Origin of the sequence: Wenyingzhuangia sp. 2_MG-2023 (genome assembly GCF_030548295.1) — a bacterium.
Classification (GTDB): domain Bacteria; phylum Bacteroidota; class Bacteroidia; order Flavobacteriales; family Flavobacteriaceae; genus Wenyingzhuangia.
Genome location: NZ_JAUOSB010000006.1, coordinates 83195 through 96737 on the forward strand (window position 1 = coordinate 83195; position 13543 = coordinate 96737).

The 13543-nt window shown below is 33.5% G+C and carries 11 protein-coding genes; 8 read left to right on the forward strand and 3 right to left on the reverse strand.

What is annotated here, in order from left to right:
* Positions 1 to 90 precede the first annotated feature (90 nt).
* From cysD to Q4548_RS08885, 7 genes are all read left to right on the forward strand, one after another.
* Complete coding sequence (cysD, locus tag Q4548_RS08855; protein WP_303453869.1) at positions 91 to 990, forward strand: sulfate adenylyltransferase subunit CysD; 900 nt, start codon at positions 91 to 93, stop codon at positions 988 to 990.
* 115 nt (positions 991 to 1105) lie between these two features.
* Positions 1106 to 2350, forward strand: coding sequence for a sulfate adenylyltransferase subunit 1 (locus Q4548_RS08860; protein WP_303453871.1), 1245 nt, complete (start codon positions 1106 to 1108; stop codon positions 2348 to 2350).
* 150 nt (positions 2351 to 2500) lie between these two features.
* The gene (locus tag Q4548_RS08865; RefSeq protein WP_303453874.1) at positions 2501 to 4603 is read left to right on the forward strand and encodes a HEPN domain-containing protein; all 2103 of its coding nucleotides are present in this window, start codon (positions 2501 to 2503) and stop codon (positions 4601 to 4603) included.
* Between the two features lie 71 nt (positions 4604 to 4674).
* Positions 4675 to 5430: a uroporphyrinogen-III C-methyltransferase gene (cobA, locus tag Q4548_RS08870; RefSeq protein ID WP_303453877.1), complete on the forward strand. Its 756-nt coding sequence runs from the start codon at positions 4675 to 4677 to the stop codon at positions 5428 to 5430.
* Positions 5430 to 6026 carry a bifunctional precorrin-2 dehydrogenase/sirohydrochlorin ferrochelatase gene (locus tag Q4548_RS08875; protein WP_303453881.1) on the forward strand — a complete coding sequence of 199 codons (597 nt, stop codon included), beginning with the start codon at positions 5430 to 5432 and terminating at the stop codon, positions 6024 to 6026. Before cobA ends, Q4548_RS08875 begins: the two co-directional genes overlap by 1 nt.
* Positions 6027 to 6104: 78 nt before the next feature.
* A complete protein-coding gene (locus Q4548_RS08880) occupies positions 6105 to 7157 on the forward strand; it encodes an NAD(P)/FAD-dependent oxidoreductase (RefSeq protein ID WP_303453883.1) in 1053 nt (350 codons plus the stop codon).
* A gap of 101 nt (positions 7158 to 7258) precedes the next feature.
* A complete protein-coding gene (locus tag Q4548_RS08885) occupies positions 7259 to 8323 on the forward strand; it encodes a CNNM domain-containing protein (protein ID WP_303453885.1) in 1065 nt (354 codons plus the stop codon).
* Between the two features lie 36 nt (positions 8324 to 8359).
* Here the strand turns inward: Q4548_RS08885 and Q4548_RS08890 are convergent, their stop codons facing one another.
* Together Q4548_RS08890 and Q4548_RS08895 are read right to left on the reverse strand one after the other, a co-directional pair.
* Positions 8360 to 9283, reverse strand: coding sequence for a DMT family transporter (locus tag Q4548_RS08890; protein WP_303453888.1), 924 nt, complete (start codon positions 9281 to 9283; stop codon positions 8360 to 8362).
* Between the two features lie 13 nt (positions 9284 to 9296).
* Positions 9297 to 10607, reverse strand: a complete 1311-nt coding sequence (locus tag Q4548_RS08895) for a DEAD/DEAH box helicase (RefSeq protein WP_303453890.1) — start codon at positions 10605 to 10607, stop codon at positions 9297 to 9299.
* Positions 10608 to 10948: 341 nt separating this feature from the next.
* On the opposite strand from Q4548_RS08895, the gene Q4548_RS08900 reads away from it, so the two are divergent.
* Positions 10949 to 11938 (forward strand): AraC family transcriptional regulator, encoded by a 990-nt coding sequence (locus Q4548_RS08900; RefSeq protein WP_303453892.1) that lies wholly within the window; start codon positions 10949 to 10951, stop codon positions 11936 to 11938.
* Positions 11939 to 11952: 14 nt separating this feature from the next.
* Here Q4548_RS08900 and Q4548_RS08905 read toward each other — a convergent pair whose 3' ends face one another.
* Positions 11953 to 13515, reverse strand: a complete 1563-nt coding sequence (locus Q4548_RS08905) for an NAD(P)/FAD-dependent oxidoreductase (protein WP_303453894.1) — start codon at positions 13513 to 13515, stop codon at positions 11953 to 11955.
* Positions 13516 to 13543: the final 28 nt, after the last annotated feature.

Genomic DNA, 13543 nt, shown 5'->3' on the forward strand with positions numbered 1-13543 from the left:
TTAAGTAATTAGAGATACTTAAAAGGAATGCAGAACAAAATGATATAACGTAGGAAATATCGGATATTTGCTACAATACCAAATAAAGAAATGAACGAATTAAGAGTAAATACATTAGAAAGTGAAGCAATCTACATTTTAAGAGAGGTAGCAGCACAATTTGAAAAACCAGTATTGTTATTCTCTGGAGGTAAAGATTCCATTACATTGGTAAGATTGGCTCAAAAAGCTTTTTGGCCAGCTAAAATTCCTTTCCCATTTTTACACGTAGATACAGGTCATAACTTTCCAGAAACGATTGAGTTTAGAGATCGTTTAACAAAAGAGTTAGGGGTTGAGTTGATTGTACGTAATGTACAAGACAATATTGATGCGGGTAAAGTGGTAGAAGAAACAGGAAAATATGCATCTCGTAACATGTTGCAAACAGAAACCTTGTTAGATGCTATTGAAGAATTTGGTTTTGATGCATGTATTGGTGGTGCTCGTAGAGACGAAGAAAAAGCAAGAGCTAAAGAACGTATTTTTTCTGTTCGTTCTGATTTTGGTGAGTGGGATGAAAAAAACCAACGTCCAGAATTGTTCGACTTGTTAAACGGTAAAATAGAATTAGGTCAAAATGTACGTTGTTTCCCTATTTCTAACTGGACAGAATTAGATGTTTGGTCATATATAGAAAGAGAAAGTATTGAAATTCCTTCTATTTATTTTGCACACAAACGTAAAGTGTTCTTAAGAGACGGAATGATTTGGTCTGCAGAAGATGATGTGGTTTTCCGTGCAGAAGATGAAGAAGTAAAAGAAATGATGGTTCGTTTTAGAACGGTAGGAGATATGAGCTGTACAGCAGCAGTATTATCTGATGCAGTTTCTATTTCTAAAGTAGTAGAAGAAATTAGAGATTCTTCAATTTCAGAACGTGGTGCTCGTATAGATGATAAAAGATCAGAAGCGGCCATGGAAAAACGTAAGCAACAAGGGTACTTTTAACAGATCCAAGTATCAGGTAACAGGTATCAAGACTTGTTACACTGAATAAATAAAAAATAAATGATTCAATAGTAGTCTAGATACCAACTACTAGATACCAGATACTAAAAAAAACATGGAAGTTTTAAAAATAGCAACAGCAGGAAGTGTAGATGATGGAAAAAGTACGTTAATTGGACGTATTTTATACGATACACGTTCTTTAACTGACGATAAATTAGAAGCAATTGAGCGTACAAGTAAGCAAAAAGGATTTGATTATTTAGATTTTTCTTTAGCTACAGATGGTTTGGTTGCAGAAAGAGAACAAGGAATAACTATTGATGTGGCTCATATTTACTTTTCAACAGCTAAGAAAAGTTACATCATTGCAGATACTCCAGGACACGTAGAATACACGCGTAACATGGTTACAGGTGCTTCTACATCACAAGCAGCAATCATTTTGGTAGATGCTCGTAAAGGGGTAATTGAACAAACATACCGTCATTTTTTTATCAATAATTTGTTAGAAGTAAAAGACATTATTGTAGCGGTAAACAAAATGGATTTGGTTGATTTTGCGCAAGATAAGTTTGAAGCGATTAAAACTGAAATTGAATCTTTGGCTAAAAAATCAGGATCTAAACAAAACATTACGTTCATCCCTGTGTCTGCATTGTTAGGAGATAACGTGGTAGATAAATCAGAAAATACACCTTGGTATACAGGAACTACTTTGTTAGAACATTTTGAAGCTTTAGAAGCGCAAGATATTTATCAAGAATCTGTAGCTCGTTTGCCAGTTCAAACGGTGATTCGTCCTAAAATGGATGAGTTTCACGATTTTAGAGGATATGCAGGAAAATTATACGGTGGTAGTTTAGCAGTAGGTGATGAGGTTACGGTTTTGCCATCTAAAACAGCATCTAAAGTAAAAGAAATTTACTTTTTTGATAAGTCTTATTCGGTTGCAGAAAGAGGTACTTCTATCAATGTAACGTTAGAAAATGATATCAATATTTCTCGTGGAGACATTATTGTAAAATCATCAGAATTGCCACAAGAAACCAAAGCTTTAAATGCTAAAGTTTGTTGGATGGATGCTACTAATTTAGTGGTGGGTAAAAAATACTTCATTCAACAAGGTGCAAATGTTATTGCTGCAAAAGTAACGGCTATTGATGCTGTGATTGCTACTGATTTTTCAGGAGAAAATTCTTCAGCTACAGAGTTAAAGATTAACGAAATAGGAAAAGTATCCTTTAAGTTAGCAAAGACTTTGTTTTACGATACGTATGCAGTTAACAAAACAACAGGATCTTTTATTTTAATAGATCCTCAAACAAACAATACCTCAGGAGCTGGATTTATTCAGTAATAAGTATTAAGTATTAAGTACTGAGTAGTTAGTACATAGTATAATTGAATTTTAAGTTTGAAATAATTATAAAATACAGTTTTAAGTTTTAAGCAAAGTCTTTGTACTTTTTACTTACTACTTTGGACTACAAAAACAAAGTTTTTGACCATGCAAAGTTTTAGATCAGAAATAGAAAATCCAATAGTTCAAAAAGATATTATTGAACTAGGAGATAAAATACAACAGTTTTACGATGGTAAAATTGATGAAGAAAAATTTAGAAGTTTACGTTTAGCACGTGGTGTTTACGGACAACGTCAGTTTGGTGTTCAAATGATTCGTATCAAATTGCCATATGGTAAAGTAACTTCTGATCAATTATTGCGTATTTGTGATGTTTCTGAAGAATATTCTAGAGGACGTTTGCACATTACCACTCGTCAAGACATTCAAATTCACTACGTAAGTTTGGATAGAACTCCAGAGTTATGGGCAGAGTTGGAAAAAAGTGACGTGACCATTCGTGAGGCTTGTGGTAACGCTGTTCGTAACGTAACGGCATCACCAGATGCGGGAATCAATCCAGAGGAGCCTTTTGATGTTTCTCCTTACGCACATGCAGTATTCAAATTTTTCTTACGTAACCCAATTTGTCAAGAATTAGGACGTAAGTTCAAAGTTTCTTTCTCATCTGCAGATGATGATTCAGCTTTGTCTTACATGCACGATATCGGTTTTATTGCTAAAATCAAAGTGATAGAGGGTAAACCTGTTTTCGGATTCAAAGTAATGTTAGCAGGTGGATTGGGTTCTCAACCTCGTTTGGCAGATGTAGCTCATGAATTTTTAGCATCAGATAAAATTATTCCTTACATGGAATCTATTTTACGTGTTTTTGATAGATATGGTGAACGTTCTAAAAGAGCAAAAGCTCGTTTAAAATTCTTAGTAAAAGACTTAGGATTTGAAGTTTTTAATGAGTTGGTTGCCAAAGAACAATTGGCATTGTCTAATCAAACAGTAGTTATTAATACAGAAGGTTTTGATAACAATCCAGATGTATCAGCAATTGTAGCACCAGAAGTAACCATTGAGGATGTGGATGCTTACGAAGCTTGGAAGGCTAGTAATGTATTTGCCCAAAAGCAAGATGGTTTGTTTGCTATTGGAATTAAAGTAAATATTGGAGACTTTTACTTGCCAGAAGCTAGAGCTTTGGCAGCATTGATTAAAGAATACGCAGCAGATGAATTACGTTTTACGTTGCGTCAAAATATATTAGTTCGTCATGTACGTGAGGACTTATTACCTTTCTTTTACACTAAATTAAAAGAATTAGGATTTACAGATTTAGGGTACGAGTCTATTGCAGACATCACAGCATGTCCGGGTACGGATACTTGTAACTTAGGAATAGCATCTTCTACAGGAGCTGCAGAAAAATTAGGAGAAGTTTTGAAAGCGGAATATCCAGAATTTGCAGTAGATTCTGATTTGGTGATTAAAATTTCTGGATGTATGAATGCTTGTGGACAACACAACTTGTGTAATATTGGTTTCCAAGGAATGTCTATCAAGTCAGGAAAATACGTTGCTCCTGCTTTGCAAATTTTGTTAGGTGGAGGAACCTTAGGGAATGGAGAGGGAAGAATTGCAGACAAAGTAATTAAAATTCCATCTAAAAGAGGACCAGAAGCATTGAGATTGATTTTAAACGATTACATCGAGAATTCTGGAGGTGTTGATTTTATTGAGTATTATGATGAAAAAGGTGGGCAAAAGTATTTCTATGATTTCTTAAAGCCATTGTCTGATGCTACAAATTTAGAAGATTCTGATTTTATCGATTGGGGTTCTGAAGAAAAATACGAAACAGCTGTTGGAGTAGGAGAATGTGCTGGAGTTGTTATTGATTTAGTGGCTACTTTATTGTACGATTCTAAAGATAAATTAACCAATGCTCAAGAAGCTTTGTCAGCAGGTAAATTAAGTGATGCTATCTATTTTGCATATAGCTCGATAGTACATACAGCTAAAGCAATCTTAACAGCAGAAGGAACAAAAACAAATACCCACAATAAAATTATTTCTGATTTTAATGAGATTTTTGTCAAAGGAGGTAAAATTGATTTAGGAATTGATTTTGAATCATTTGTATATCAAATCAACCAAAATGCACAATCTACAGAATTTGCAACATCATACATAGCAGATGCAGATAAGTTCTACAATTTAGTAGAAGCTTATAGAGCAGCAGAATTGGCTGAGTAATTTTGAAATAATTAAGAAGTTAAGATTGAAGATTTGATTAATTTTGAATCTTCAATTTTAAAACACAACGAATGAACGGAAAATTAACATTAGTAGGAGCGGGTCCTGGAGATCCTGAATTAATTACACTAAAAGGTGTAAGAGCTTTAAATGAAGCTGATGTTGTTTTGTATGATGCTTTGGCAAACGAAGAATTGTTAAAACACGCTCCTAATGCAGAAAAAATCTTTGTTGGAAAACGAAGAGGAATGCATAAGTTCATTCAAGAAAAAATACAAGAACTTATTGTAGCACATGCATTGCAAGGAAAACATGTAGTTCGTTTGAAAGGTGGAGATCCTTTTATTTTTGGTCGTGGAGCCGAAGAGTTGAAATATGTTTTAGAAAAAGGAATTGATTTTGACATCGTTTCTGGAGTAACATCAGCCATTGCAGCACCTGCTAGTTACGGAATTTCACTAACCCAAAGGGGAGTGAATGAGAGTTTTAGAGTGATAACAGGAACTACTTCGGATGTTGAATTAAGTGAAGATGTTGCAGCAGCAGCAGGTTCTAACGTAACCATTGTTGTTTTAATGGGGATGAGCAAGTTGGAAAAAATTGTGAATGCCTTTTTAGCACATGGAAAAACAGAAATACCTGTGGCTATTATAGAAAATGGAACTAAGGATGTTGAGCGTTTGGCTGTTGGTAAAATCAATACAATTTTAAACATCATCAATGAAAAAGGTTTGACCAATCCATCTATGATTGTCATTGGTGAAACGGTGAAAGAGAGCGAAGTGTTGTATAACTATTTGTTGAACAAAAAAGGACAAGCATTGTAATGGAAAAGAATCAATTGTATCCCGTTTTTTTAAAAGTAACAGCCTTAAATACACTGATTGTAGGAGGAGGAAATGTGGCTTTAGAAAAGTTGTCTTTTTTGCTGAAATCTAGTCCAGATGCTAAGGTAACCATGATTTCTCCTTTTTATAGAGAAGAAACCATTGCCAAAGCAAAGGAAGGAAAGGTTAGAATGGTTGTAGGAAATTACGATAGTAGTTTGTTGGAAGGTAAACACATTGTAATTGCAACTACGGATATTCCCACTGTAAATTTACAGGTTTATAACGACTGTAAAGAGCGTGCTATTTTGGTGAATTTGGCAGACAATCCTCCATATTGCGATTTTTATATGGGTGGAATTGTAACCAAAGGAAATGTGAAAATTGGAATTTCTACCAATGGAAAATCTCCAACAATGGCAAAACGTTTGCGTCAGTTTTTTGAATCTGTATTGCCAGATAATATAGATGATTTGGCAGAGTATCTAAACAAATACAGAGACACTATCAAAGGAAATTTTGAAGAGAAAGTAGAGAAGATGAACGAATTTACCAAAGGTTTGGTAGGAGACGTAAAAGACAAGATAAAAGAGTAAAAAGTAGTGGCTAATTGAATAATTATTCAGATTTTTGCAGCTGTTATTTAAAATGATAATAAATAAAAAAGTAAGATAATGATTAAAACAGATATCTTAATCATCGGAGCAGGACCTGTAGGTATGTTTGCGGTATTCGAAGCAGGTTTATTAAAATTACGTTGTCACTTAATTGATGCATTAGCTCAGCCAGGTGGACAATGTTCAGAAATATATCCTAAGAAACCAATATATGATATTCCGGCTTATCCAGAAGTTTTAGCAGGTGATTTGATAGATAATTTAGCGGAACAAATCAAACCTTTTGAGCCTGGTTATACGTTAGGAGAAAGAGCTCAGACGATTGAAAAATTAGAAGATGGTACTTTTAAAGTAACTACAAACAAAGGTACAGAGCATTTTGCACCAACAGTATTTATTGCTGGTGGTTTGGGATCTTTTGAGCCTCGTAAACCACCTATTAAGGAATTGGTTGATTTTGAAGATAAAGGAGTAGAATATATTATTCGTGATCCAGAATTATATCGTGATAAGCGTGTGGTAATTTCAGGAGGTGGAGATTCGGCTTTAGACTGGTCTATTTTCTTGTCTGATGTAGCTAGCGAGGTTTCTTTAGTACACAGAAGAAACGAATTCCGTGGAGCTTTAGATTCAGTAGAAAAAGTTGCTGAATTGTCGAAATCAGGAAAAATCAACTTGATTACAGATGCTGAGGTAAAAGGAATTAATGGTGATGGAAAAGTGGAGTCAGTATTGATCAAACACAAAACAGATGGTGATATCATCAAAGAATGTGATCATTTTATTCCATTATTCGGATTGTCTCCAAAATTGGGGCCTATTGCAGATTGGGGATTAGAGATTGAGAAAAACGCGATTGTTGTAAACAATGCATTAGATTATTCTACAAACATACCTGGTATTTTTGCTATTGGAGATGTAAACACTTATCCTGGTAAATTAAAATTGATCCTTTGTGGTTTCCACGAAGCTACGATTGCAGTACAATTTGCGTATAACATTATCAACCCAGGTAAACGTTATGTAATGAAATATACAACTGTAAATGGAGTTGAAGGATTTGATGGAGAAAAGAAAGAAGCTAAAAAAGCAGTTGTAAAAAGTATGTAATTATATGAAAATGTTTCATTAGCAAACAAAATTTATATTTAAAACCTCAAGTATTTTCTTGAGGTTTTTTATTTTCTATTATTTTTACAAAAACACTAAGAATGACTCTATTAATAGTTTATGCAGTTTTATCCATATTTTTCTCTTTTTTATGCTCTATCCTAGAAGCAGTTTTGTTAAGCATTACTCCAACGTTTATCAATATACAAAAGAATGAAGGCAAAGGTTATGCTAAGGATTTAGAGATCTTAAAAAAAGATGTTGACAAACCTTTGATTGCAATTTTAACCATCAACACCATTGCTCATACCGTAGGAGCTATTATGGTAGGGGCAGAGGCTAAAAAAACTTTTAGTGATGATGGTAATGGAGTGTTTATTGTATCTGCAATTATGACGCTTTTAATTCTAGTAGCTTCAGAAATTATTCCCAAAACCATAGGAGCAACTTATTGGAAATCTTTAGCAGGTTTTACAACCAAGGCTTTACATATTTTAATTTTTATTTGTAAATACACAGGGTTGATTTGGACTCTTCAATTGTTTACCAGGTTATTTGGTAAAGGTGGTCATGGAGAAAGTGTATTGAGTAGAGAAGATTTTTCGGCCATGGCAGAAATTGCTCATAAAGAAGGTGTTTTTCAAGAGAATGAAAGTATTGTGATAAAAAACTTACTGAATTTTGAAGAGATTTTGACCCAAAATGTGATGACTCCAAGAACAATGTTAAAAACAGCAGATGCTTCTCAGACCATACAATCTTTCTTTAATGAAAATAAAGAATTACGATTTTCAAGAATTCCCATATATACAGATAATTCTGATAATATTACAGGGTTCTTCTTAAAAACGGAATTGCTAAGGGCTATTATTGATGGTAAAGGTCATGAAAAATTAGTCACTTTACAAAGACAGATTATCATTACTGATAGAAATTTATCATTACCACTTCTTTTTGATAAATTGATTGAACAAAGAGAGCACATTGCTTTAGTGGTAGATGAATATGGTTCAGTAAGTGGATTGGTAACCCAAGAAGATGTTATTGAAACGTTGTTAGGTTTAGAAATTATGGATGAAAATGATAGAATTGCTGACTTACAAGGTTTGGCAAGAAAAAATTGGGAAGAAAGAGCTAAGAAATTAGGTATTATTACTAAAGAGTAATTATGTGACTAGGATATAAAAAACTTCTCTTTTTTATTATTTGTTACTACTTAATATTTTAAATTTTCCGTTGATGACAAATACGGCAAGAATTCCCAACGCACCACCAACAATGGTATTCCATAAAATGGTTTCTCCAATAAAAATCCACGAAGCTAAAACAGCGGTACTAGGAACAATAAAGATATAAGTGCTGGCTTTTTCTGCACCTATTCTAGCAGTTACATACAAAAAACAAGTAGTTGCTAAGGCTGAATTGATGACTCCAAAATATAAAATATTTAACCAGAATTTAGAATCTGCAGTTCTAAATAATTCGATAAGTTCATTATAATTCACAAAAAACAGCAAGATAAAAGCAGTAAAAATATGAGTCCACAAACTAAAACCAATTGCATTTCCAAACTTGTTAGCATGCGAACTTATTTTGCTCATAACTGCCCAAACAAAAGCCGCTAATAAAAAGTAAACGTTTCCAGGCTCTAATATAACACTTGTGTTGTTCCAGACTTTTAAAAGTACCATTCCTGCAATAAATCCCAAGGCCAAACCAATGTATTCTTGTTTTTTAGGAAGCAATTTGCTTATAAACAAACCAATAATATACGCAATAATAGGGTTGATGGTTGTTACTAAGACTCCACCAGCTCCAGGAAACCCCTCGTGTACACCTTTGAAAAAGAACAAAGTGTATAGTAAAATAAAAACGGAAGCTCCAACTACATGAAACCATCCCTTTTTAGAAACAGATCTTTTTATGTTGGCAAAATAAGTAAGAGGCAATAAAGTTAAAGGAACTAGCACAAATCTTAAAAAAGACAAGTTTAGAGCACTGGTATAAGTCCCTAATATTTTGGCACTACTCCAGCTAATTCCCCAAGTACACATACTTATGATCATAGCTGCTAACAACCATTTCTCATTTTTTGTTTTTGGTTGGTTGGTGGTTTGTTTCGTCATGTTGATGTGAGAGTTATATTTCAGTAATTCGGACTTTTTTCTTTTTCAATCTTTCGTTATTGACTAGGTCTAGTAAAGAATGTGTGTTTTTTACTTTGACAGAAACAAAAGCACAGTCGTGTTTTAGCTCAATCACTCCAACTTGGTTTCCTGATAAGTTTCCTTTTTTAATCAACAAACCAGCAATGTCTCCTTTAGATATTTTGTCTTGTCTTCCTCCAGAAATAAACAAAGTTTTCCACGGTGATGGTTCTGGTAAAGAATCTTGTTGTAAATGGGTTACATCATCAATATTGATGAAATCGGGTAAGTTTTCTTTTTTCCATTGAATCACATAAGCGGTTCCTTCTTTATGCATTCTTGCGGTTCTACCATTTCTATGAGTAAATTCCTCTACTTTTAAAGGCAGTTGGTAGTGAATTAAAAAATCAATTTCGGGAATGTCCAAACCACGAGCAGCCAAATCGGTTGCAATTAAAATGTTGTAAGTTCCATTACGAAATTTTATCAAAGCACGTTCTCTATCTTTTTGTTCCAAACCTCCATAAAAACAACCGTGTGGAATTTCATGATCGTTTAAATAATCACTTACTCTAGCAATACTGTCTTTAAAGTTGCAAAAAATGATTCCTGATTTGTTTCCAATATGGCAAAGTGTATCTATTAAAGTTTTCAGTTTGTCTTTGTCTGGAGACAATACTTTCTGGATGATCAATTGGGATTTTTTCTCACTTAAAAAATTGATTTCAACAGGATTTTGAATTCCAACAAATTTTGGAATCTCAATCTCTTGAGTTGCTGAGGTCAAAATTTTTTGTTTTAATTGTGGTAGCAAACGAACAATCTCACTCATTTCTTCTTCAAAACCGACTTCTAGAGATTTGTCAAACTCATCTAAAATTAATGTAGCAATGTCAAACGTTTCAAAACTTCCTTTACGTAAGTGATCAGCAATTCGTCCTGGAGTTCCAATTAGTACCGTTGGTGTGTGGGCTAGTTCTATTTTGTCTTTAGACATAGGTCTACCACCATATACACAATTGGCTTTGTAACCAGTTCCCATTTCTCTAAAAACCTGCTCTATTTGTATGGCCAATTCTCTAGAAGGGGTAATGATTAAGGTTTGTACTTCTTTGCTATCAATGTTCAATTTAGCCAACATAGGCAATAAAAAGGCCAAGGTTTTCCCTGTTCCAGTAGGAGATAACAAAACAACATCTTTGTTAGTTGCAATGGCTTCTTGAGCCGATTTTTGCATAGGATTTAGCTGTGTAATTCCTAATTTAGAAAGAATACTAGCTTGATTTTTATAGTTTGTAGACATTGTTGTAGCGTGTAATTGTTTTGTGTGTAAATTTAACGTAAACAAAGAACAAAATAGATTGTGTTTTGGGGAAATGTAAAGTTTTTTAATAGAGGTAAGTAGCTATTAAAATTTAGAAATAACAAAATCTAATCTTTTTTGCTTGGGATCAACTTAAATATAATTACTTAACAATTTTCAAAAATAGGAGCTATATGCAAACCTAGTTTTGTTAAATTCAAAATTGGTATAACTACAATTACTTATATAGTGATTAAAATAAAAACATCTATTATCCGACAGTAAATTACTTAAACACGACATTTTTATTGTTTTGAAATTAATCTTATTTATATTTGGGTATGGAAAATGGATTTATCAGTAAGAATATATTAAAAAATTGGGTCAAATTAGCAGAAGCACGAGGTATAGAGACTTCGTCAATTATTCAGCACTTGAATATTTCTGATAAAGACCCAGTAATTAAGTTTGAGCAGTTTGCTTTGTTTGTGGAATGGATATTGGAAAAAAAAGGAGGTTACCAGTTTGGTTTTGTGTTGGGAGAACAATCAAATATGACTGCTTTGGATATTGTTAGCCAATTAATTCAATCCAATAGAACTATTGAAGATGCTTTAGAACAAGATTCTAAGATTTTTAATTTGATGAGCAATGTATTGAGGTTAGATTTTAAAATGATCGAAAATCAAGCTTTGTTAATTTTTAACATGGAAGAATCAACCTGCGAGAAATATCCTGAAGTTTGTGAGCAATTACTCATTACTTCTATGATTTTTTCATACTTAAAAATAGCGTATTTAACTTTTAAGCAACAGCGTCCGTTAAAAGTAGAACTGAGCTTTAAGCCTAGTAATTATGAACAGATAGCTGATTTTTTTAATTGTGATATTGAATTTAATAGCAAACAAAACGCTATTATTTTTGATAAAGAAATGATGGAAAAAAAGATTGTTTTTTCTGATTTTGAACTGATATTACATCTTCAGAAATTTGTATGCGAGAGATTAAAGAAACAAGAAAGGGAACTTTCTTCTTTTTCTGATAGTATTAAACTTATTATTTATAATCTATTAAACCCTAATTTTCCAGGTATAAAAATGGTTGCCCGTCAGTTAAATATATCGGAAAGACATATCCAGCGAAAATTAAAAAAAGAAGGAACTACATACTCTAATTTAGCTATAGAGATTAAAAAATCAATGTCCCAAGTTTTTTTAAAAAAGAACCTTAGTACTAGAGAAGTTTCTTTTTTGTTAGGATATTCAGAACCGAGCACATTTGTAAGTGCTTTTAAGTTGTGGTATAATATCTCCCCTCAGAATTTTAAATAAAATATATATAAATATTAACCTTTTAAATTTTGAATAGCAGCTTCGGCACAACGTTCACCATCCATAGCTGCAGATATAATTCCACCTGCATAACCACCACCTTCACCACAAGGAAACAAACCTTTAATTTCGGGATGTTCTAAATTGTCTTTTCTGGGGATGTTTACAGGAGAAGAGGTTCTGGATTCTACCCCAATCACATTGGCTTCGTTAGTGTTGTATCCGTGCATTTTAGCACCAATTTGTGCAAAACCTTTACGTAATCTACCTCCAATAGCTTTGGGTAATAAAGAATGCAAAGGAGCGGATTTTAATCCTGGTTGGTAAGAAGTTGGGTTTAATTCTGGAGATAATTTTCCATCAATAAAATCAGTTAATCTTTGGGCTGGGGCTGTTTGTGTTCTTCCACCAGATGTAAAAGCCAATCGTTCTAAATCTTTTTGATATTGTAATCCTTTTAAAGCTCCGTATTGCTCGTATTTTTGTAAATCTTTTTGTGCATTTATTTCTACCACAATTCCAGAATTGGCAAATATATTGTTTCGTTTAGAAGGAGACATTCCGTTTACAACTACTTCCCCATTGGCTGTGGCGGCAGGAACAATAAACCCACCAGGGCACATACAAAAAGAATACACACCACGTTCACGTACTTGCTCTACCCAACCGTAAGCAGCAGCAGGTAATAATTCATGTCGTTTTCCATCGCAATGGTATTGAATCCCATCAATAATATGTTGTGGATGCTCTACACGAACGCCCATAGCAAAAGACTTGGCTTGTAAGGCAATTTCTTTTTTATCTAACAATTCATAAATATCACGAGCAGAATGACCTGTTGCTAAAATCAATGCTTTGGCACTAAGTTCTCTTCCATCTTGTAATTGAATGGCTTGTAGTTTGTTGTTTTTGGTAATAATATCAACCACTCTAGATTCAAAATGAACTTCTCCGCCATAATGGATGATGTTTTCGCGAATCTTAGCAATGATTTTGGGTAATTTGTTAGTTCCAATATGTGGATGTGCATCCACTAAAATTTGTTCGGTAGCACCGTGATACACCAAGTTTTCAAAAATTCTACGTACATCGCCACGTTTCAAACTTCGGGTGTATAATTTTCCGTCAGAATACGTTCCGGCACCCCCTTCTCCAAAACAGTAATTAGAGTCTTCGTTTACATTGTGAAATTGGTTTATTTGACGTAAATCTCTACGTCTGTCTTGTACATTTTTACCACGCTCTAAAACTACAGGCTTGTAACCTAACTCAATACAACGTAAAGCTGCATACATTCCAGCAGGACCAAAACCAACAATGTGAATTTCGGGTTTGTTAGAAACGTCTTGATAATTGAATTGATATTCCGATTGCTCAGGAGCAGGTTCTTTTATGTAGACAGCTACTTTGTAATTAAAGAAAATTTGAGGTTTACGAGCATCTATAGATTTGCGTAACACTTTTACAGAAGTGATGTCTTTTCTAGAAATACTTAACCATTCCGCAGCTTTCATTTCTAAAATGTTTGCTTTGGTTTCTTCTTGTAATTTTATACGAAGTTGAATTTCTTTTACCATACTGCAAAAATAGTTTATTTGCTATATG

Coding starts and splice junctions, on each gene's coding strand:
- Q4548_RS08875 (WP_303453881.1), top strand. CDS start 5,430: ATGGAAAAGAATCAATTGTATCCCGTTTTTTTAAAAGTAACAGCCTTA.
- Q4548_RS08880 (WP_303453883.1), top strand. CDS start 6,105: ATGATTAAAACAGATATCTTAATCATCGGAGCAGGACCTGTAGGTATG.
- Q4548_RS08865 (WP_303453874.1), top strand. CDS start 2,501: ATGCAAAGTTTTAGATCAGAAATAGAAAATCCAATAGTTCAAAAAGAT.
- Q4548_RS08905 (WP_303453894.1), bottom strand. CDS start 13,515: ATGGTAAAAGAAATTCAACTTCGTATAAAATTACAAGAAGAAACCAAA.
- Q4548_RS08900 (WP_303453892.1), top strand. CDS start 10,949: ATGGAAAATGGATTTATCAGTAAGAATATATTAAAAAATTGGGTCAAA.
- cysD (WP_303453869.1), top strand. CDS start 91: ATGAACGAATTAAGAGTAAATACATTAGAAAGTGAAGCAATCTACATT.
- Q4548_RS08890 (WP_303453888.1), bottom strand. CDS start 9,283: ATGACGAAACAAACCACCAACCAACCAAAAACAAAAAATGAGAAATGG.
- cobA (WP_303453877.1), top strand. CDS start 4,675: ATGAACGGAAAATTAACATTAGTAGGAGCGGGTCCTGGAGATCCTGAA.
- Q4548_RS08860 (WP_303453871.1), top strand. CDS start 1,106: ATGGAAGTTTTAAAAATAGCAACAGCAGGAAGTGTAGATGATGGAAAA.
- Q4548_RS08895 (WP_303453890.1), bottom strand. CDS start 10,607: ATGTCTACAAACTATAAAAATCAAGCTAGTATTCTTTCTAAATTAGGA.
- Q4548_RS08885 (WP_303453885.1), top strand. CDS start 7,259: ATGACTCTATTAATAGTTTATGCAGTTTTATCCATATTTTTCTCTTTT.